This window comes from Plantactinospora sp. ZYX-F-223 (assembly GCF_039649625.1).
In the GTDB taxonomy this organism is placed as follows: domain Bacteria; phylum Actinomycetota; class Actinomycetes; order Mycobacteriales; family Micromonosporaceae; genus Plantactinospora.
In genome coordinates, this window is the sequence record NZ_JBDJAV010000001.1 from 352,129 (window position 1) to 373,211 (window position 21,083).

Annotated in this window: 17 protein-coding genes; 10 read left to right on the forward strand and 7 right to left on the reverse strand. The window is 71.9% G+C overall.

Annotated elements, in window-relative coordinates; all coding sequences use genetic code 11:
* Positions 1-113: 113 nt before the first annotated feature.
* Complete coding sequence (locus AAH979_RS01450) at positions 114-2,192, reverse strand: beta-galactosidase (RefSeq protein ID WP_346255927.1); 2,079 nt, start codon at positions 2,190-2,192, stop codon at positions 114-116.
* 182 nt (positions 2,193-2,374) lie between these two features.
* On the opposite strand from AAH979_RS01450, the gene AAH979_RS01455 reads away from it, so the two are divergent.
* The 5 genes from AAH979_RS01455 to AAH979_RS01475 all read left to right on the forward strand — a co-directional run bounded on the left by AAH979_RS01455 (position 2,375) and on the right by AAH979_RS01475 (position 7,701).
* Entirely contained in the window at positions 2,375-3,676 is a 1,302-nt protein-coding gene (locus AAH979_RS01455) for an extracellular solute-binding protein (RefSeq protein WP_346255928.1), read from the forward strand.
* Between the two features lie 137 nt (positions 3,677-3,813).
* On the forward strand, positions 3,814-4,743 hold the full coding sequence (locus AAH979_RS01460; protein ID WP_346255929.1) for a sugar ABC transporter permease: 930 nt from the start codon (positions 3,814-3,816) through the stop codon (positions 4,741-4,743).
* Position 4,744: 1 nt separating this feature from the next.
* A complete protein-coding gene (locus AAH979_RS01465; protein ID WP_346255930.1) occupies positions 4,745-5,668 on the forward strand; it encodes a carbohydrate ABC transporter permease in 924 nt (307 codons plus the stop codon).
* Positions 5,669-5,750: 82 nt separating this feature from the next.
* A complete protein-coding gene (locus tag AAH979_RS01470; RefSeq protein WP_346255931.1) occupies positions 5,751-6,779 on the forward strand; it encodes a LacI family DNA-binding transcriptional regulator in 1,029 nt (342 codons plus the stop codon).
* An 82-nt stretch (positions 6,780-6,861) separates the two neighbouring features.
* Complete coding sequence (locus AAH979_RS01475) at positions 6,862-7,701, forward strand: GNAT family N-acetyltransferase (protein ID WP_346255932.1); 840 nt, start codon at positions 6,862-6,864, stop codon at positions 7,699-7,701.
* A 27-nt stretch (positions 7,702-7,728) separates the two neighbouring features.
* On the opposite strand, the gene AAH979_RS01480 is transcribed toward AAH979_RS01475, so the two are convergent.
* The 3 genes from AAH979_RS01480 to AAH979_RS01490 form a co-directional block, all read right to left on the reverse strand.
* Positions 7,729-8,796 (reverse strand): NADH:flavin oxidoreductase/NADH oxidase, encoded by a 1,068-nt coding sequence (locus AAH979_RS01480; RefSeq protein ID WP_346255933.1) that lies wholly within the window; start codon positions 8,794-8,796, stop codon positions 7,729-7,731.
* Positions 8,797-8,897: 101 nt separating this feature from the next.
* Entirely contained in the window at positions 8,898-10,199 is a 1,302-nt protein-coding gene (locus tag AAH979_RS01485; protein WP_346256295.1) for a dicarboxylate/amino acid:cation symporter, read from the reverse strand.
* A gap of 312 nt (positions 10,200-10,511) precedes the next feature.
* Entirely contained in the window at positions 10,512-11,219 is a 708-nt protein-coding gene (locus AAH979_RS01490) for a DUF998 domain-containing protein (RefSeq protein ID WP_346255934.1), read from the reverse strand.
* 295 nt (positions 11,220-11,514) lie between these two features.
* Between AAH979_RS01490 and AAH979_RS01495 the strand changes: the two genes are divergently transcribed.
* The gene (locus tag AAH979_RS01495) at positions 11,515-12,333 is read left to right on the forward strand and encodes an SAM-dependent methyltransferase (protein ID WP_346255935.1); all 819 of its coding nucleotides are present in this window, start codon (positions 11,515-11,517) and stop codon (positions 12,331-12,333) included.
* A 35-nt stretch (positions 12,334-12,368) separates the two neighbouring features.
* Positions 12,369-14,591, forward strand: coding sequence for an EAL domain-containing protein (locus AAH979_RS01500; protein ID WP_346255936.1), 2,223 nt, complete (start codon positions 12,369-12,371; stop codon positions 14,589-14,591).
* Positions 14,592-14,692: 101 nt separating this feature from the next.
* Here AAH979_RS01500 and AAH979_RS01505 read toward each other — a convergent pair whose 3' ends face one another.
* Entirely contained in the window at positions 14,693-14,893 is a 201-nt protein-coding gene (locus AAH979_RS01505) for a hypothetical protein (protein WP_346255937.1), read from the reverse strand.
* 57 nt (positions 14,894-14,950) lie between these two features.
* Here AAH979_RS01505 and AAH979_RS01510 point away from each other — a divergent pair, with 57 nt between their 5' ends.
* Positions 14,951-15,448: a DUF456 domain-containing protein gene (locus AAH979_RS01510; RefSeq protein ID WP_346255938.1), complete on the forward strand. Its 498-nt coding sequence runs from the start codon at positions 14,951-14,953 to the stop codon at positions 15,446-15,448.
* Between the two features lie 417 nt (positions 15,449-15,865).
* On the opposite strand, the gene AAH979_RS01515 is transcribed toward AAH979_RS01510, so the two are convergent.
* Together AAH979_RS01515 and AAH979_RS01520 are read right to left on the reverse strand one after the other, a co-directional pair.
* Positions 15,866-16,978, reverse strand: a complete 1,113-nt coding sequence (locus AAH979_RS01515; RefSeq protein WP_346255939.1) for an XRE family transcriptional regulator — start codon at positions 16,976-16,978, stop codon at positions 15,866-15,868.
* Complete coding sequence (locus AAH979_RS01520) at positions 16,975-17,679, reverse strand: hypothetical protein (protein ID WP_346255940.1); 705 nt, start codon at positions 17,677-17,679, stop codon at positions 16,975-16,977. The genes AAH979_RS01515 and AAH979_RS01520 overlap by 4 nt, the downstream gene beginning before the upstream one ends.
* A gap of 257 nt (positions 17,680-17,936) precedes the next feature.
* On the opposite strand from AAH979_RS01520, the gene AAH979_RS01525 reads away from it, so the two are divergent.
* Complete coding sequence (locus AAH979_RS01525) at positions 17,937-19,556, forward strand: amino acid permease (protein ID WP_346255941.1); 1,620 nt, start codon at positions 17,937-17,939, stop codon at positions 19,554-19,556.
* A complete protein-coding gene (locus AAH979_RS01530; protein WP_346255942.1) occupies positions 19,553-20,923 on the forward strand; it encodes a glutamine synthetase family protein in 1,371 nt (456 codons plus the stop codon). Before AAH979_RS01525 ends, AAH979_RS01530 begins: the two co-directional genes overlap by 4 nt.
* Positions 20,924-21,083: the final 160 nt, after the last annotated feature.

The following is a 21,083-nucleotide window of genomic DNA, read 5'->3' on the forward strand; positions in this document are numbered from 1 at the left end:
CTGAACTGGACGAACAAGCGATCTCGTCCGAGGTTTGAGAGAGGTTGTTGTGAGCGCTCACGGAACCATCGCCGTCGATGGATGTCAAGGGGCCGCCGGCTCTCCTTACCCGGTCAGGCGCGCAGCGCGCGTACCCCGCCGGCCGGTATCCGGCACACGCCCTGCTGGAAGCTGCCGTCGAGCAGGTCGGTGCCGGTGGCCGCCAACTCCACCTCCCGGTCGGCGTGGTTGATCGCGATCAGGAACCGGCTGCCGTCGGCGCCGGCCCGGCGGACCAGCTCGACGCCCTCGGGCACCCCGTCCGGCGGGACCAGACCGGCGTCCCGGTACGCCGCCCGGAGCACCGGGGCGAGGCCGGCGGCGGTGAGCCGGGTGGAGACGTACCAGGCGTGGCCGGCGCCGAGGGCGTGCCGGGTGACCGCCGGCCCGCCGGCGGCCGGGCCGTCCAGATAGCTCAGTACCGGCGTGGCGCCCTGCGGCACCACCACCTCGGCCCAGACATCCCCGGTGGTCTCCGCGCCCGCTCCCGCCCCGGCCGGCTCGGAGTCGATCGCCGCCAGCCGGACCGTCTCACCCGAGCGCAGCGGGAGGAACTCCTCCACGGTCAGCCCGAGCAGGTCGCGCAGCGCCCCCGGGTGCCCGCCGGGATGGATCGCGTCGTCCGCGTCCACGATCCCGGAGAAGTACGAGACCAGCAGCGTCCCGCCGCCCGCGACGTACCGGCGCAGGTTCTCGGCCGCGGCCGGCGTGGTCAGATAGAGGCTCGGTACGACGACCAGCCGGTAGCCGTCCAGGGCCTGCTCCGGGTGGGCGAAGTCCACGGTGAGCCGGTCCCGCCAGAGCCGCTCGTAGTAGGCCGCCATCCGCTCCCGGTAGTCCAGGTCGACCGAGGGCCGCCAGTCCAGCTCCACGGCCCACCAGGACTCCCAGTCCCACAGCATCGCCACGTCGGCGACCACCCGGGTGCCGCGGAGCGGTTCGAGGCTGGGCAGGTCGGCGCCGAGCGCCACCACCTCGCGCCAGATCCGGGTGCCGGTACCGCCGTGCGGCAGCATCGCGCTGTGGAACTTCTCGGCGCCGAACCGGGACGCCCGCCACTGGAAGAAGAGCGCCGACTCGGCGCCCCGGGCCAGGTGGGACAGGCTGTTGCGGCGCAGTTCGCCGGGACGCTTGGCGATGTTGCGGGGCTGCCAGTTCACCGCCGAGGTGGCGTGCTCCATCAGCAGCCAGGGCCGACCACCGGCGACCGCCCGGGTCAGGTCGGCGCACATCGCCAGCTCGATGTGGTTGTCCGGCTCCTCGGCCCGCAGGTAGTGGTCGTTGGAGACCACGTCCACCTCGGCCGCCCAGCGCCAGTAGTCGATCGTCTTGCAGTTGGCGATCATGAAGTTGGTGGTCACCGGCACGCCGGGGGAGAGCCGGTGCAGGATGTCCCGCTCCCGCCGGAAGTTGTCCAGGTGCGCGTCGGAGGAGAAGCGCAGGAAGTCGAGCTGCTGGGTCGGGTTGACCGAGGTCGGTGCGGCCAACGGCGGCTCGATCTCGGCCCACTCGGCGTACCGCTGGCCCCAGAAGGTGGTGCCCCAGGCCGCGTTGAGCCGGTCCAGGTCGTCACCGTGCCGGTCGCGCAGCCAGTCCCGGAACGCCTCGGCCGAGGTGGCGCAGTAGCAGAGCGCGTTGGCGCCGCCGTACTCGTTGTGCGAGTGCCAGAGCACCAGCGCCGGGTGGTCGGCGTAGCGGCGGGCGAGCTGCTCGGTGATCCGCGCGCTGGCTTCGGCGTACGCGGGTGAGCTGGGGCAGAACGACTGCCGCGCGCCCCCGCCCAGTGGTACGCCGTGCCGGTCGACGAGCCGGGCCTCGGGATGTCGCCGGCGGAACCAGGCCGGCGGTACGGCGGTCGGGGTGGCCAGGTCGACGCCGATCCCGCCGTCGTGCAGCAGGTCGAGCAGCCGGTCGAACCAGCCGAACTCGAACTGCCCCTCGGCCGGTTCCAGCAGGGCCCAGGCGAAGATCCCGACGCTGACCAGGTTCACCCCCGCGACCCGCATCAACTCGACGTCCTCGGCCCAGACGGATTCCGGCCACTGCTCGGGGTTGTAGTCGCCGCCGTACGCCAGGCGGGCCAGCCGGGGCAGCGGCCCGGCCCGACCGGCGGAGTCCTCGGCGGCGACCAGGAGATGCGGGGTCTGACTCATGCGGGATCTCCGAACTGTGCGCGCTCCCAGGGATAGTGCGCATGATTGCACACGGATCTACAAGGTGAACAAGTGTGAATACGTGTCTTGACATGATCGATCGAGGGTTCAAGACTGTGAGCGCTCCCAGTTGTTTCTGGTCGATCAGCAGCCGATGACACCACGGAAACTGAGAGGTTGAGATGACCCGTACGCTCGGCGCGAAGATCCTGGCGGTGGCTCTCGGCGCCAGCCTGGTCGCTGCCTGCACCTCCACGTCGGACGACGACCCGGCGGAGCCGACCGGGCCGGTCGAGCTGACCTTCTGGTCCTGGGCGCCCAACATGGAGAAGCTGGTCGACCGGTGGAACGCCGACAACCCGGAGACCAAGGTGACGCTCAGCAAGCAGGCCGGCGGCGCGGACATCGTCACCAAGCTGCTCACCGCGGCCAAGGCGGGCAACCCGCCGGATCTCGCCCAGGTCGAATACCAGTCGTTGCCCACCCTGGTCAGCAACGACGTGCTGGCCGACATCGCCGAGCAGGCCAAGCCGCTGAAGGAGAAGTTCTCCGAGGGCACCTGGCGGCAGGTGACCCTCGGCACCGACGCGGTCTACGCGATCCCGCAGGACGCGGCGCCGATGATGCTCTACTACCGGGCCGACCTGTTCGGACAGTTCGGGCTGACCGTGCCGAAGACCTGGGAGGAGTTCGCGCAGACCGCCCGTACGCTGCGCGGCAAGAGCAGGAAGCACTTCCTCACCACCTTCTCGGCGGGCGACCCGGGCTGGTTCGCCGGGCTGGCCCAGCAGGCCGGCGCGAGCTGGTGGGGGATCGACGGCGAGTCCTGGCGGGTCACCGTCAACGACGCCGGCACCAGGAAGGTCGCCGACTACTGGGGCGGGCTGGTCGGCGAGGGCGTGGTCGACGGCAAGCCGATGTACACCCCGGAGTGGAACAAGTCGCTGAACGACGGCACCCTGCTGGCCTGGCCGAGCGCGGTCTGGGCCCCCGGCGTACTGGTCGGCAACGCGCCGGCCACCAAGGGCAAGTGGGCGATGGCCCCGCTGCCACAGTGGAGCGCCGGAGAGAACCGGACCGGCAACTGGGGTGGCTCCTCCACCGGGGTCACCGCGGCCTCGAAGCACAAGACGGCGGCGGTCCGCTTCGCCACCTGGCTGAACACCGACCCGGCCGCCACCACCATGCTGGTCCGGGAGTGCGCGGTCTATCCGGCGGCCCGGGACGCCCAGTCCGGCCCGGCGCTGGGCTCGCCACCGGACTTCTTCGCCAACCAGACCGACTTCTATCCGCTGGCCAAGCAGATCGCCGACACCGCCGCGGGGGTCACCTGGGGACCGAACGTCAACGTCACCTACGAGACCTACCAGGACGCGTTCGGCAAGGCGATCACCGCAAAGACGCCGTTCGGCGCGGCGGTGGACGCGATGCAGACCGCGACCGTGGACGACATGCGCAAGAACGGCTTCACCATCACCGGCTGACCACTGAACCTTTTTCAACCTCCCCTCGCGGTCCGTCGTGGCCGCAGGCGGAAGTCGGGGCGCACACGCCGTGCGGTCCAGGTTGAAAAAGGTTCACCGGGCAGGCGTCAGCGACCGGCCGACCGAACGGAGAGTCGATGCCAACGGCCACCCCCGGGGTGCGCCGCCGGGGAAGGCGTACGGGCATCCCGTACGTCTTCCTCGCCCCGGCGGTGATCCTGTTCCTCGCCTTCTTCCTCGCCCCGATCGGGTACGCCGGGTACCTGAGCCTGCGCAAGGTCCGGATCTCCGGGCTGGGACTCGGCCGGGGCTCCCGGACCGAGGTCTTCGCCGGACTGGAGAACTACCGCACCGCGGTCACCGACTCCGAACTCTGGTCCGGTGCGCTGCGGGTGCTCGGCTACGGCGCCCTGCTGGTGCCGACCATGCTGGGGCTGGCGCTGCTCTTCGCGCTGCTGCTGGACCGGCCCCGGGCCCGGCTCGCCCGGTTCAGCCGTACCGCGATCTTCCTGCCGTACGCGGTGCCGGCGGTGATCGCCAGCCTGCTCTGGGGCTTCCTCTACCTGCCGGCGACCAGCCCGCTGAACGACCTGCTGGCCCGGTTCGGCCTGCCCGAGCCGGACCTGCTCGGCACCGATGCGGTCTTCTACGCGGTGGTCAACATCGCGCTCTGGGGCGGCGTCGGCTTCAACATGATCGTGCTCTACACGGCGCTCCGGGCGATCCCGCCGGAGCTGTACGAGTCGGCCCGGCTGGACGGCTGCTCCGAGATCCAGGTCGCGCTCCGGATCAAGATCCCGCTGCTCACCCCGGCGCTGGTGATGACCACGCTGTTCACCATGATCGCCACGTTGCAGGTGTTCAGCGAGCCGATGACGCTGGCGCCGATGGCCAACTCGATCTCGTCGACCTGGACACCGCTGATGAAGATCTACCGCGACGCCTTCGCCACCGACGACCGGTACGCCGCCGCGGCCACCTCGGTGCTGATCGCCGCGATCACCCTGCTCCTCTCGCTGGGCTTCCTGCGCCTGGTGCAGCGGCGGGCCTTCGGACAGGAGCAGTGAGATGGCCGGAACCGACACCGTCACCGCCGCCCGGGCCGCGGCGGCCGGACGGACGGCGCCACCGGCACGGGCCGGCACGGGCAGCCCTGGCGAGGGCCGCCTCTCCCGGCTGGTGCCGACCGCGATCCTGCTGATCGGGGCGTTCTACTGCCTGCTGCCGGTGGCCTGGGTGCTGGTCGCCGCCAGCAAGGACGCGGCCACCCTCTTCACCAGCTCCACCTTCGCCCCCGGCGACGCGCTGCTCGGCAACCTGGCCGACCTGTCGACGTACCGGGACGGGCTGTTCTGGCGGTGGATGCTGAACACCCTGTTCTACGCCGGAGTCGGGGCGGCACTCTCCGCCGCGGTTTCCGGGCTGAGCGGCTACACCCTGGCCAAGTTCCGGTTCCCCGGCCGGTCGGTGGTGTTCAACGTGCTGCTGGCCGGGGTGCTGGTCCCGGGGATCACGCTGGCCGTACCGCAGTATCTGCTGCTGGCCAGGGTGGGGCTGACCGACACGTACTGGTCGGTGCTGCTGCCCAGCATCGTCAGCCCGTACGGCATCTACCTGGCCCGGATCTACGCGGCGGCGGCGGTGCCGGACTCGGTGGTCGAGGCGGCCCGGGTGGACGGGGCGAGCGAGTTCGGCATCTTCCGCCGGGTGGCGCTGCCGATGATGGTGCCCGGTCTGATCACCGTCTTCCTGCTCCAGTTCGTGGCGATCTGGAACAACTTCCTGCTGCCGTTCATCATGCTGGCGAACGACGAGCGGTTCCCGGTGACGCTGGGCCTCTACACGCTGCTCAACCAGGGCAACACCCAGCCGGCGCTCTACCGGCTGGTGATCGCCGGGTCGCTGCTGTCGATCATCCCGCTGGTGGCGCTCTTCCTGTCGCTGCAACGCTACTGGCGGATCGACCTGCTCTCCGGGGCGACCAAGGCGTAGCGGTCGTATGGGGAAGGTAACGGCGAGCTGTGTCACAAGGTCCGGTGCCGCCGCCGGGTGCCGGCGCGGGGACAATGACAGGGTGACCGCGCCTGACCGCAGCCGTACCCGCCGGACGAGGCCCCGCCCGACCATGGACGACGTGGCGGCGGTGGCCGGGGTCTCCCGGGGCACCGTCTCCCGGGTGCTCAACGGCGGGCACAACGTCAGCGGCCCGGCCCTGGACGCGGTCCGGCGGGCGATCCGCAAGACCGGGTACGTGCTCAACCAGCACGCCCGGAGCCTGGTCACCCAGCGCTCGGACTCGGTGGCGTTCATCCTCTCCGAGCCGCAGGACCGGCTCTTCGAGGACCCGAACTTCAACATCCTGCTCCGGTGCTGCACCCAGGAGCTGGCCGAGCACGACATCACGCTGCTGCTGACGATCGCCGGCACCTCCGAGGACCGCAAGCGGGTCGGCCGGTACGTCACCGCCGGCCACGTGGACGGCGCGCTGGTGATCTCCAACCACGCCGGCAGCCCGCTCCTGTACGAGCTGGACGAGCGGGGCCTGCCCTTCGTCGCCGTCGGCCGCCCGCTCGGCCACGACTCCGACGTCAGCTACGTCGCCGCCGACGACCGGGGTGGTGCCCGGCAGATGGTCAGCTACCTGCGGTCCCGGGGACACCGGACCATCGGCACCATCACCGGCCCGCTGGACACCTCCGGCGGGGTGGACCGGCTCGCCGGCTACCACGACGTGCTCGGCGAGACCGATCCCCGGCTGGTGGTGACCGGCGACTACACCCACGACAGCGGCGAGGCGGCGATGGAGCGGCTGCTGCGCCAGGTGCCGGAGCTGGACGCCGTCTTCGTCAGCTCGGACCTGATGGCCACCGGCGCGATCGCCGCGCTGCGCCGGGCCGGCAAGCGGGTACCCGACGACGTCGCGGTCGGCGGCTTCGACGACTCCAAGGTCGCCACCACCTCCGTACCGCGGCTCACCACGATCCGGCAGCCGTGGGCCCGGATCAGCGCCGAGATGGTCCGGTTGCTCCTCGGGCACCTGGCCGGCGACTCGCACGCCGCGGTCATCCTCCCCACCGAGCTGGTGGTCCGGGAGTCCGCGTAACGGCCGGTGTGTCCGGACCCGCCCGGGGCGGGCGCGGTGATCCGGCCCGTTCCCCGGCCGATGATCTGGCACGCTGGTAGGCGTGCTGATGGTGCCGGTACGCCAGCTCGGAGAGGCCGAACGCGGCGCGGTGGAGCGGATCCTCGACCTCGACCCCTTCGCCGCCGCACAGGTGGCCGAGCGGGTCGCCGCGCACGGCCTGTCCTGGTGGCGGGCGGACGGCCGGGTGCTCGGCTACGGCAGCCGGGACAAGCTCGAATCGGTCTGCTGGCTGGGCGGCCAGGTCACCCCGGTCTGCGCCGGCCGATCCGCTATCGCCGCCTTCGCCGAGGCGCTCGGTGCCGAGGAACGCACCTGCTCGTCGATCGTGGGGCGGGCGGACGGGGTGCTCGGGCTCTGGGAGCGGCTCTCCGGGCGGTGGGGACCGGCCCGGGACGTACGCCCGAACCAGCCGCTGCTGGCGACCGGGGCGGCGCCGCAGGTGGCGCCGGACCCGGACGTGCATCCGGTGCGGGTGGGCGAGATCGACGCGCTGTTTCCGGCGGCGGTGGCGATGTACACCGAGGAGGTGGGGGTGTCGCCGCTGGCCGAGGACGGCGGGCGGGCGTACCGGCAGCGGGTGGCCGAGCTGGTCCGGGCCCGCCGGGCGTACGCCCGGATCGTGGACGGCCAAGTGATCTTCAAGGCCGAGCTGGCGGTCGTCACCCGGCGCACCGCGCAGATCCAGGGGGTCTGGGTCGATCCGGCCTGGCGGGGGCGGGGGATCGGCGTCGCCGCGATGGCGGCGGTGGTCCGGGACGCGCTGGCCCGGGTCGCCCCCACGGTGAGTCTCTACGTCAACGACTACAACGCCCCGGCCCGCCGGGTCTACGAGCGCTGCGGGTTCCGTTCGGTCGGCACCTTCGCCACCGTGCTGTTCTGACTCCGCTGTTCTGCCTCCTCGAAGCGCTCACCAGGCCCGGAGGTACTGCTCCGGGGTGTGCACGGCGGCGCCGAGCCGGTCCGCCGCGCGGCGCGGCCAGTACGGGTCGCGCAGCAGTTCCCGGCCGAGCAGCACCAGGTCGGCGTCGCCGGTCGCGACGATCGCCTCGGCGTGCTCCGGCTCGCGGATCAGCCCGACCGCGCCGGTCGGCACCCCGGCATCCCGGCGCACCTGGGCGGCCAGCGGCACCTGGTAGCCGGGGCCGAGCGGGATCTCGGCCTCCGGCACGCCGCCGCCGGACGAGCAGTCCACCAGGTCGGCGCCGGCCTCCGCGAGCAGCTTGGCCAGCAGCACGCTGTCGGCCGGGGTCCAGCCGCCCGGCACCCAGTCGGTGGCCGAGATCCGGACCAGCACCGGTACGTCGTCGCCGACCGCGGCCCGGACCGTCCGGGTCACCTCCACGGCGAACCGGCTCCGGGCGGCCAGGTCGCCGCCGTAGGGGTCGGTGCGGAAGTTGACCAGCGGGGAGAGGAACTCGTGCAGCAGGTAGCCGTGCGCGGCGTGGATCTCGACCGCCCGGAACCCGGCGCCCAGCGCCCTTGCGGCGGCCCGCCCGAACGCCTCGACCACCCGCGCGATGCCGGCCCGGTCCAGTGCCGCCGGCGTCCGGTACGCCGGCAGGAACGGCTCGGTGCCCGGCCCGACCGGGGTCCAGCCGCCCTCCTCGTCCGGCACCCCGCCGTTGCGGGGTGACCAGGGCCAGTACGTGGAAGCCTTGCGGCCGGCGTGTGCGAGCTGCACGGCCGGCACCGCACCGGCTCCGGCGACGGTCGCGGTGACCGGCCGCCAGGCGTCGACGTGGGCGTCCGACCAGAGCCCGGTGTCCCGGGGACTGATCCGGCCCTCCGGTACGACCGCGGTGGCCTCGCTGATCACCAGCCCGACCCCGCCCACCGCCCGGGATCCGAGGTGGATCCGGTGCCAGTCGGTGGGCAGCCCGTCCGGCCCCGCCGAGTACTGGCACATCGGCGACATCACGATCCGGTTCGGCAGGGTCAGACCACGCAGCGTCAGCGGGCTGAACAGCACACTCATCCTCGTCCCTTCCCCCGCGCTCCCGGGCGGGCGCCGGAAACGGATCGTGGTCTTCCGCCGCCCCGGTGCGGGGGTGGCGGAAGACCACGGTCAACCTAGCGTCAGGCCGGCTGCGGGGCCGGGTTGAGGTCTCGGGCCGGGGGTTCGGCCGAGGGCTCCTCGTCCAGCAGTTCGCGCCGGCCGGCGGCGTCGTACGCGGTCCGATCCAGTACGCCTTCCCGGGCCGCGACCACGGTCGGCACCAGCGCCTGTCCGGCGACGTTGGTGGCGGTGCGGATCATGTCCAGGATCGGGTCGATGGCGAGCAGCAGACCCGCCCCGGCCAGCGGCAGGCCCAGCGTGCTCAGGGTCAGGGTGAGCATCACCAGCGCCCCGGTCAGCCCGGCGGTGGCGGCCGAGCCGACCACCGAGACGAAGGCGATCAGCAGGTAGTCGAGCGGGCTCAGGCTGACCCCGAAGACCTGGGCGACGAAGATCGCGGCGAGCGCCGGGTAGACCGCCGCGCAGCCGTCCATCTTGGTGGTCGCGCCGAACGGCACCGCGAACGAGGCGTACTCGCGCGGCACGCCGATCCGCTCCACCGAGCGCTGGGTCACCGGCATGGTGCCGACCGACGAGCGGGAGACGAAGGCCAGCTCGATCGCGGGCCAGGTGCCGGCGTAGAAGCGCAGCGGGTTGAGCTTGCCGGCGACGATCAGCACCAGCGGGTAGACCACCAGCAGCACGATCGCGCAGCCGACGTAGACCGCGGTGGTGAACTTGGCCAGCGGCGCCAGCAGGTCCCACCCGTACGCCTCGACGGCGTGGCCGATCAGGCCGAGGGTACCGATCGGGGCGAGCCGGATCAGCCACCAGAGCGCCTTCTGGGTGATCGCCAGCAGTGCCTTGTTGAAGTTGACGAACGGCTCGGCCGCCGCGCCGACCAGCAGCGACGCGATCCCGGCGACCACGGCCAGGAAGACGATCTGGAGCACGTTGTTCTCGACGAACGCCCCGACCGGGTTCTCCGGGATGATGCCGGTGAGGAAGTCCGTCCACGAGCCGGTCCGCTCGGGTGCCTTGGCTCCGGCGACGTCCAGGGTGACGCCCCGGCCCGGGTTGGTCAGCAGGCCCAGCCCGATGCCGACGGCGACCGCGATCAGCGCGGTGATGCCGAACCAGAGCAGGGTCTTCAGGGCCAGCCGGGCGGCATTCGCCACCCCGCGCAGGCTGACCACGCTGACCACCAGGGCGGTGAAGACCAGCGGGGGCACGGCGAGCCGGAGCAGTTGGACGAAGATGCTGCCGATCTCGTCGAGGGTGGTGCCGAGCCAGGAGATGTCGGCTGCCCGGGCCAGATAGCCGAGCGCGATGCCGAGGACCAGACCGGCGAGGATCTGTACGGAAAATGGAATTTTGCGAATGGTGGAGATCACGGAAGTCATGAACGGAATCCCTAGGTCTGGATCCGGCGCGGCGCTGTGGTGGCCGGGGTACGCCGGACTGGCGGACTGCGGTCGGCGGAGACGCGTCAGCCGCAACAGCAGCCGCTGGCCTGTAGCCGAAGATCGACATACAGGCGCACGGTCAGGAACCAGACATTGGTCATCGTCAAGAGACGATACGACGCCGGAGCCGGTAATGAAAGGATGGATCTTCGTGAGGCGCCTTACAGCCATCGCCTGAGGCGCCTCGTCGGCGGCGCGCCTCGCTCCCCGCCGACCAGTGAACCTTGCTCAACGCTCAACCTCCCCTTGCGGTCTGTCGGACCGCAAGCTCGGACGCGGTGCGTGGGCGCCGCGCGGTTCAGGTGGAAAAAGGTTCAGCGTCGCGGGTGCCCGGGCCAGCCCGAGGATCAGCGCGATGGCGACTCCCCAGGCGGCCAGGTCGAGCAGGAGCAGCCGCTCCACCGCGCCCATCAGCACGCTCCGGCCGACCAGTAGCAGGGTGAGCCCGGCGACCGCCGACAGCGGCAGCGCGACCGCGGCGGCGGTCACCGAGATCCGGCGCAGCGGCCGGGCCACCCCGGTCGTCCCGGCCACCGCCAGGATCGCGAAGACGGTGCCGGCCACCGCCGCGATGCTGGCGCCGCCGTGCACCAGGTCGGCCAGGGTCACCCGGTCGAAGGGTGGCAGCGGGCAGGCGGCCCGGCAGCTCACCCCGGCCGAGACCACCGTGCCGACCGCGCTCGCCACCAGCAGCCCGGTCGCCAGCCGCAACACGGCGGGCAGGGCTGCGCCGAGCAACACCTGGCCGGCGGCGGTGGCCAGCAGGCCGATCCGGTACGCCCAGACGGTCGCACTGTCCGACGCGCCGGCCTCGCTGACGTACGAGCTGAGTTCCGGGGCCGGTCCGGCGTAGACGGCGAGCGCCACCGCAGCCGTGCCGAGCAGGGTGCAGACCGCGGCGGCGAGCGCCAGGGCGGGCCGGTGCGCGGCCGTCATCTCCGGGCGGGTCACCTCCGGGCGCGACGGAGACGGGGCGGGTGGCCAGTCCGGGGGCGGGACCGGCCGGCCGGTCGGACGACCGGGCCATCGACGTCGGTCACCCGGAGGAACTGTGCCTGCGCCATGCGGCCAAACCTATCCCGCCGCCGTACGGCCGGTAGAAGATCCGCTGTACAGGCCCTAAAGTGTGGGTCGATCACCACGACTCCGCCGGGTTCGTCGGCGCTGCATGCCGGTGCAGGTCGTGGCCGACCAGCCCCTGCACGGGCCGGAGTGACGAGCTGAGGCGGACATGCGACTTCCGGACGGGCTACCCGCGGACATCGATCTGACCAGGCCCAGCGCCGCCCGGGTCTACGACTACTTCCTCGGCGGCGCGCACAACTTCGAGATCGACCGGCAGCTCGCCGAGCAGATCGCGAGCATGACACCGAACCTGGCCGAGACGATGCGGGCCGGCCGGGCGTTCCTGCGCAGGGGCGTACGGATGCTGGTCGGCGAGGGCATCGACCAGTTCCTCGACATCGGCTCCGGCATTCCCACCGTCGGCAACGTGCACGAGGTGGCCCAGGCGCTCAACCCGACCGCCCGGATCGCGTACGTCGACATCGACCCGGTGGCGGTGGCGCACAGCCGGTCGATCCTGGCCGGCAACGAGTACACCGGGGTGATCCACGCCGACCTGCGGGAGCCGGAGCGGATCCTGGCCGAGGCCGAGAAGCTGGGCGTGATCGACTTCAGCCGCCCGGTCGCCGTACTGCTGGCCGGGGTGGTGCACTTCATCCCCGACCCGGACGACCCGCAGGAAATCCTGGCCACCCTGCGCGCCGCCACGGTGCCCGGCAGCTATCTGCTGCTCTCGCACTCGACCTACGAGGACCAGCCCCCGGAGATGCTGGACGCGCAGCGCCTCTCCGCCCGGACGTCGACCGAGATCACGCTCCGCTCCCGGGCCGAGATCACCGCGTTCTTCGGCGACTTCACCCTGGTCGAGCCGGGTGTGGTGCACATGCCGCTGTGGCGGCCCGACGAACCCGGCGACCCGGGGGAGCATCCGGAGCGGCTCGGCGCGTTCGGCGGTGTGGGCCGGCACGACCGTGGCGCGGGCTAGCGGTGTCGACCTCCGTCACCGGAACCGGTGGGGACGTGTCGTCGGTTGACGAGCCGTCGGTCTCCGTTGCTGGATCGGAGCCGGTCGACGAGCCGCCGGTCTCCGTCGCCGGCTCCGAGTTCGACCGGTCCGGCGCGCACCGGTACGCGGAACGCTGGGCGCGGGAGGTGATCCGGTGCGGCTTCGTGGCGACGAGTACGGCCGAGAACCAGCGGCTGCTGCTGGCGCACACCGTACGGCTCGCCGAGGCGGTGCTGGCCGACCCGTTCACCCCGCAGCCCGGGTACGACGTCGGCCGGGCCCTGGTCGACGCCCACCTGACCGAGCCGGGCGTGCTGGACTGGTCGGTACGCGCCCTCGGCGAGCGGTTCCGTGCCCTCGTCCTGCCCACCCTGCCCGAGCCGGCGGCGGCACCCCGGGTCGCCGCCCTCCAGGGTGCCCTGTCGGCGGGATTCGCCGGTGCGCTGCGCCACCGGACACTCAGCCAGCAGGAGCGGATCGCCCAGGCCGTCTGGGAGGCCCGGGACCGGGTCGAGCAGGCGCTGCGGGACAGCGAGGCACGGTTCCGGGCGGTCTTCGTCGACGCCGCGATCGGGATCGGCATCGCCGACGTCAACGGGCAGATCATCGACGTCAACCGGGCCTTCGCCGAGCTGCTCGGCTATTCCGTCGCCGAGCTGCGTGAGATCAACGTGGCCGCACTGTTCCACCCCGACGACGCGGCCGGGATGTGGGAGCTGTACCAGGAACTGATCGAGGGCAAGCGGGACGCCGTACGGGTGGAGAAGCGCTACTACCGCAAGGACGGCAGCGCGGTCTGGACCGATCTCGCGGTCTCGCTGATCCGGCACGACGACGGGCGGCCCCGGTTCACCGTGGCGATGCTGGAGGACATCACCGAACGGCACGAGCTGCAACAGCGGCTGCGCTACCAGGCGTCGCACGACCCGCTGACCGGGCTGCCGAACCGTACCCTCTTCTTCGACCGGCTCGGCGAGGTCTTCGCCACCGGCGGGCCGGACGACCGGGTCGGGATCTGCTTCCTCGACCTCGACGGCTTCAAGGCGGTCAACGACAGCCTCGGGCACGACCTCGGCGACAACCTGCTGGTCACCGTGGCCCGGCGACTTGCCGACTGCGTGGCCGAGCAGGGGCACCTGGTCGCCCGGATGGGCGGTGACGAGTTCGTGATCCTGATCGACCACAACGCCGGCTGCCGGGCGGTCAAGGCGGTGGCCGACCTGGCGCTGGCGGCGGTCGCCGAGCCGGTGCAGATCGGCGAGCACCGGCTGTCGGTCTCGGCCAGCATCGGCGTGGTCTCCGGGCCGCTCGCCACCACCTCGGTCGCCGAGCTGATGAAGGCCGCCGACGTCACCCTCTACTGGGCCAAGGCCGAGGGCCGGAGCCGGTGGGTGAGCTACGACCCGGCGCGGCGGGCCCGGGAGCAGACTCGGTCGGCCCTGGTCGCCGGCATGTCGGCGGCGCTGCACCAGGGCGAGTTCATGGTCGACTACCAGCCGATCGTGACCCTGGCCGACGAGGCGATCTGCGCGGTGGAGGCGCTGGTCCGGTGGCGGCACCCGGAGCTGGGGCTGCTCGGCCCGGACGAGTTCATCGGCCTGGCCGAGGAGACCGGGCTGATCGTCGAACTCGGTCGCTGGGTGCTGGCCCGGGCCTGCGAGGCGGCCAGCCGGTGGCACCGGGAGTTCCCCGACGCCCGGCTGGTGGTCAGCGTGAACCTGGCCGCCCGGCAGGCCCGCGACCCGGGCGTCGTCGGCACGGTCTCCGAGGTGTTGCGCCAGACGGAACTCCCGGCCGACCTGCTGCAACTCGAACTGACCGAGAGCGCGGTGATGGCCACCGACGGCGAGCCGCTGCCCGCGCTGCGCCGGCTGGCCGCCCTCGGGGTACGGCTGGCGATCGACGACTTCGGCACCGGCTACTCCAACCTGGCGTACCTGCGCCGGCTGCCGATCCACAATCTCAAGCTCGCCGGCCCGTTCGTCGAGGGGATCCGGTCCAGCGACCGGCAGGGCCTGGTGGACGGGCGGATCGTCGACGCGCTGGTGCGACTGGCCCACGCCCTCGGGTTGACCGTCACCGCCGAGGCGGTGGAGACGCTCGGCCAGGCGGACCAGCTCCGGGCGCTGGGCTGTGACGCCGCCCAGGGGCGCTACTTCGCGGCGCCGGCACCGGAGGGCGAGATCACCAGGTGGCTGGCCGCCCGCGCGCAGCGGCGCCGGGAGGGTGCCGTCTGACGCCGGGTGGTGGATGCGGCGTGAAAGGTGCGGGTAGGGCACCCTGGGAGGCATGGACTCAACGCTTCCCCGTGACTGGAGGCCGGGGGAGTTGTGGCGTATCAGTGCCTGTTGGTGGACAGCCTCGTTCCACAGCCAGCGACACCGCCCCACCCGGCCAGCAGCGCGGCTTCCACGGTCGCGCCGGGGCGCAACCGATAGGTGTACCGCACCGTCTCGGCCACACCTCGAACCATCTCAGCCGCATCCGACAGTTTCGCCCATACGGAGGAGTCGACGCCCATGCCGACAACCACCACCACGCCTGACCGCCCTCTCCTTCCCCTGGCTGAAGCCAGGGATTCCTCGGGCGGCTCTTGATGACCGAGACCGAGTCAGTGGTGACCCTGCTGTGTGGCGTGACGATCGTGATCGGCGTCTGCGGGGTGATCGTGCCGATCATTCCCGGGCTGATCCTGTGCTGGCTGGGCGTGGTGGTCTGGTCGTTCTTCGGCGACGGCGAGGGGTTCGGCCGCTGGGTGGTACTCGGCCTGGCCACCGCGATCACGGTGCTCGGCACCACCATCAAGTACCTGTGGCCGGGGCGGAACCTGAAGCGCAGCGGGGTGCCGACGATGTCCCTGCTCGCCGGGGGCGTACTCGGGCTGGTCGGGTTCTTCGTGGTACCGGTGGTCGGGCTGGTGCTCGGCTTCGTACTCGGGCTCTGGCTCGCCGAACTGGCCCGGCTCGGTGACGCGAAGCAGGCCTGGCCGTCCACCCGGCACGCGCTGTCGGCGGTCGGGCTCGCGCTGCTGGTCGAGTTGGCCGCGGCGCTCGGCATCACCGCCGTCTGGCTGGTCGGTCTCGTCCTCACCTGAGGGGTGGCGGGACCAACCGGTGTCGAGGCCCACCTGGCGAACGTCCGAAGGATCAGGATCGCCGCCGCCGCCGGTCGGTGCGGGTGCGGTGCGGCGGCGCGGGGCGGGCGCTGGCACGACCTGCGTCGTACCCGATGAGAGAGGTGACCGCGCCCCGCGCCGCCGCGGGAAACCGGGTTGTCCGAGAACCCGGCGTCGGGCCCCGGGCGGGGTCCTACGGGTCCGGCGGTGCCGGACCGGCGCGCCGAGATCGCGCGCGATGCTGTCCGGTCAGGCCAGGGACCCGGCACGCCGGCGTCGGCGGCGTGCGGTGTGCGATGCCTGCCATGTCATGGCTCAGATCATGCTGCCAAAACGGCAGGTCGGCAACGCAATTACCGGCGTCGACGCCCACGGCGCGGGGTCGCCCGGGTCACCTCAGGTGACGGCGATGTCCAGCTCGGGGACGTGCTCGGTGGCGGCGGCCAGCACGGCACCGGTGAGCCCGGGTGGCAGTCCGGCCCGGGCGGCCAGCCGGTCGACGGTGATCTGCTGCCGGCCGAGGAGTTCGACGGCCTTGCCGAGCAGCGACGGCTGCTCGCGGGGGCCGAGGTCGCCCGGCTCCGGGAAGCCCCACTGGGCGAGCAGCGCCATCCCGCGCCGGTAGGTGTGCTCCCGGTAGACGCCGAGGTCGTGCCCCCGGTAGACCAGCGCCTTCAGGCTGATCCCCCAGCGGCGCTTGAGGTCGTGCAGCCGGTCGAAGTCGAGCCGGGACGGCAGTTCGTCGCGCAGCGCCGCGCTCGGGGCCAGGAACTCGGAGGCGAACGCGGTGGCCTGCCGCTCCAGCAGTTGGCTGCCCGGCTCGGCGTCGTGGTGCATCAGCAGGTGGCCCAACTCGTGCGCGGCGTCCATCCGGGACCGGGCCTTGTCGTCCTTGCCGGGGTTGAGGAAGACGAACGGCCGCTGGCCGTACCAGTGCGAGAACGCGTCGACCCGCTCGGAGACGTCCGGCAGGGCGAGCACGATCACCCCGGCCGACTCCAGCAGCCGCACCATGTGCGGTACCGGGGCGGCACCGAGGCCGAACGCGTCCCGGGCGGTGACGGCGGCGGCGCGTACGTCGTCGGGGCCGGTCGGCTCGGCCAGTTCCAGGTGCGGCAGCCGTAGCCGGGGCAGCCGGAGCTGCCGTTCGACCGCCTCCACCACCCGCCAGGCGAGCTCGCCGAACGCCTCCGCCTGATCCCGTTCGGCCTGGCTGGTCGTCCGCAGGCTGCGGAAGTGCGCCTGCCCCGAGGTGACCGGTACGGCGAATCCGGCGGCGAAGAACTCGACCGGCATCGAGAGCGCCAGGGCCAACCGGGCCAGCGTCGCCGCCGACGGTCGGGCCTGGCCCAGCTCGTACTGGCTGACCGCCGCGGCCGTGACCCCGACCTGCCGGGCCAGCTCGTTCTTGCGCATCCGCCGCCACCGCCGGGCCAGGGCGAGAGCGTGCGGCGCGAACGCGGCGGCTGCGGCGGCTGCGGGTACCGGAGGTCGGAGCCGGCCCGTCACGCGGACCGCTCGGCCGGACGACCGAATGCCGCGCCGAACCGGCCGCTCCGGTCGTCGGGCTGGATGGCCAGCAGGTCCAGCTCGGGGATCGGCAGTTCGTCGGTGCGGGGCTGCGGCACCGCACCGTCGACCACCGGCAGCGGTGCTCCGGTGGTGGCCGGCTCGCCGAACCAGAGGCGTACCTCGAACCAGGGTGAGCCGCTGTCCCGGTTGTCCCGGGGCAGCCCGATGTAGGCAACCGCCTCGCCGGTGACGATGTCTCCGGTGTGCGCGATCCGGATGTGCCGTTTCGGCGGCACCACCTCGGCGAAGACCTCGGGGAACTGCCCCTCGTCGTCGAAGGCGAGCTGCCCGTCGCGGCTGTTCTCCACCGCGCCGCCGAGCCGGGCCTCGCTGCCCTCCCAGCGGATCGACTCGATCCCGCCCTGCAACGAGTAGAGCCGGACGACGTAACCGGCGCAGGCGATCTCCAGTGAGTTGTCCTCCAGCCGGACCCGGATGCCGTCGAGGCCGTCGAATTCGGCCTTGCCCAGGTTGGTCAGGTTGCGCCACACGGTGGTGCCGAAGCTCATCGCGTCGTCGCCGAGCTCCGGCTCGTGCCGGTCCGCCGCGCGCCGGTAGACCTGCTGGATCAGCCGACCCAGCCGGTCCAGTACGCCCTGCTCGTCCAGCACCGCCACCGCGTCGTCCAACAACGTCATGCGGGAAAACCTAGCCGAAGCCCCGGATGATATTGCCGAAATCAAGTGCCGACACGCCACGGCGGACACCGGAACCTGAGTCTGAGCAATCGAGAACTTCTCGACGGCGTGCTTCGGCGGCCGGACGGGAGCCGTGATCTCGGTTACTCGATCCACATCGGTTGACGTGGATCTTCCGGAGGCGCACGATCTCGGACAGAGGCGTGACGCCGGTCACACGCTGCGTCCCACCCCGGATCCGGACGAAGGAGACGCCGATGAGCGCACCTGTCCCGCCGCCCCGTACGCCGACGGCCGCCGGGGTCGACCTCGACGAGCAACGCCTGGCCGAACTCGGCTACCAGCAGGAACTACGCCGCAAGCTCTCGGGTTTCTCCAACTTCGCGGTCTCGTTCTCGATCATCTCGATCCTGGCCGGCGCGATCACCTCGTACGGCATCGCGATGAACTCCGGCGGCCCGCTGGCGATCACCCTCGGCTGGCTCTTCGTCGGCGGCATGGTGACCCTGGTCGCGCTCGCGATGGCGGAGATCTGCTCGGTCTACCCGACCGCCGGGGCGCTCTACTGGTGGGCGGCGGCGCTGGCCAGCCGGAACAAGGCGGCCTGGGCCTGGTTCATCGGCTGGTTCAACTTCCTCGGCGAGGTGGCGGTCACCGCCGCCATCGACTTCGGCGCGGCGATCACCACCTCGGCGTTCCTCAGCCTCGCCTTCGACCTGGAGGTGACCCCGGAACGCACCTTCGTGGTCTTCCTGGTGATCATCATTGCGCACGGCCTGCTGAACACCTTCGGGGTCAACCTGGTCCGGGTGCTCTCCGACGTGAGCGCCTGGTGGCACCTGGCCGGGGTGGCGATCATCGTCGGGGTGCTGGCGGTCGTGCCCGACCAGCACAAGCCGATCTCCGAGGTCTTCTTCGAGGTACGCAACGCCACCGGCTTCGACTTCTCCGGCGCGGCGGTCTACGCCGTACTGATCGGTCTGCTGATGGCGCAGTACACCTACACCGGCTACGACGCGAGCGCGCACGTCGCCGAGGAGACCCACGACGCGGCCCGGGCGGCGCCCCGGGGCATCGTGATGTCGGTGGTGGTCTCGGTGGTCGCCGGCTTCTTCCTGCTGGTCGCGATCACCTGGTCGATCCGGGACTACGACGTCCAGCGGCAGACCGAGCTCGGCCTCCCACCAGCCCAGATCTTCATCGACGCCACCGGCGAGACCATGGGCACCTTCCTGCTCTTCATCTGCGTGGTGGCGCAGTTCTTCTGCGGGATGGCCTCGGTCACCGCCAACTCCCGGATGGCGTACGCGTTCAGCCGGGACGGCGCGCTGCCCGGTTCGGCGATCTGGCGCCGGGTCAACCTCCGCACCGGTACGCCGACCAACTCCATCTGGCTCTGCGTCGCCTGTTCGACCCTGCTGGTGCTCCCGTCGCTGTGGAACACCACGGCCTACCTGGCGGCCACCTCGATCGCGGTGATCGGCCTCTACATCGCGTACGTCGGGCCGGTCTTCCTGCGCCGCCGCAGCCGGGACTTCCGGCCCGGCCCGTGGCACCTGGGCCGGTGGAGCCCGCTGGTCGGCTGGCTGGCGATCGGCTGGGTGGCGGTGATCTGCGTACTCTTCGTGCTCCCCACCACCGCGCCGATCACCCCGTCGACCTTCAACTACACCATCGTGGCGGTCGCGGCGGTGCTCGGCGCCGCCGGGCTCTGGTGGCTGCTCGGCGCCCGGCACTGGTTCACCGGTCCCCGGCAGAACGTGGTCCCGACCGCCCCGCGACCCGACCCGGACGTGCCCGACCCGGACGTGCCCGCCCCGGTTGTGGGCGTCCCGGCTCCGGACCGGGCGGTCGCAGCGGACGGGGACGGCGGATGAGGGCCCGGGTCCCGGCGCTGAGTCTGGAGGCGCTCCGGGTGGCGGTGGACAGCGGCGACATCGACACCGTGGTCCTCGCCCTGGTCGACATGCAGGGGCGGTTGCAGGGCAAGCGGTTCCACGCGCCGTACTTCCTCGCCGAGGTGCTCCGGCACGGCAGCGAGGGCTGCAACTACCTGCTCGCCGTCGACGTCGAGATGAACACCGTCGACGGGTACGCGATGTCGAGCTGGGAACGCGGCTACGGCGACTTCGCCATGGTCCCGGACCTGAGTACGCTGCGCCGGGTCCCCTGGCAGCCGGGCACCGCGATGCTGCTGGCCGACCTGCGCTGGCTCGACGGCAGCGGGGAGGTGCTCGCCTCGCCCCGGCAGATCCTGCGCCGCCAGCTCGACCGGCTCGCCGGGCACGGGCTGACCGCGTACGCCGGGACCGAGCTGGAGTTCGTGCTCTACCGCGACTCGTACGAGGACGCCTGGCGCCGGGGCTACCGCGAGCTGACCCCGGCGAACCTCTACAACGTGGACTACTCGCTGCTCGGTACCGCCCGGGTCGAGCCGCTGCTGCGGCGGATCCGCACCGAGATGGCCGGCGCCGGGCTGACCCCGGAGAGCGCCAAGGGCGAGTGCAACCTCGGCCAACACGAGATCGCCTTCCGGTACGCCGACGCGCTGACCTGCGCGGACAACCACGTCGTCTACAAGAACGGGGCGAAGGAGATCGCCGCTCAGGAGGGCATGTCGCTCACGTTCATGGCCAAGCCGAACGAGCGGGAGGGCAACTCCTGCCACATCCACTTCTCGCTGCGGCGTGCCGACGGGCGTTCGGCGATGCTCGGCGACGGCCCGGCCCGGCTGTCGCCGACCGGCACCCGGGTACTGGCCGGGCTGCTGGCGACGATCCCCGACTTCAGCCTCTTCCTGGCCCCGAACGTGAACTCGTACAAGCGCTACCAGCCCGGTTCGTTCGCCCCGACCGCGCTGCGCTGGGGCACCGACAACCGCACCTGCGCGCTGCGGCTGGTCGGGCACGGCCAGGGGATGCGGGTGGAGAACCGGCTGCCCGGCGCGGACGTCAACCCGTACCTGGCGATCGCGGCGCTGGTGGCCGGGGCGGTACACGGGATCGAGGCGGAACTGGAGCTGGAGCCGGAGTTCGCCGGCAACGCGTACGCCGACGAGTCCGCGCCCCGGGTGCCGGGTACCCTGCGGGACGCCCTCGGCCGCTGGACGGAGTCGCCGCTGGCCGCCGACGCGTTCGGGGCCGAGGTGGTGGCGCACTACGCCAACCAGGCGCGGGTGGAGTTGGCCGCCTTCGACGCGGCGGTGACGGACTGGGAGCTGCGACGCGGTTTCGAACGCCTCTGACCCGAATCCGTGAGTAGCGAGATTCCGGAGGAGCGCCCGGTCGGAGTCCAAGGACGTATACGACTGGAAGGCCGGGGCGAGCATCACGGCGGCCAAGGGGCCCAGCAGGGATAGATCGGCCACTATGGATGCCTTCTCGGGCGATCATTTCGCGCAAGCA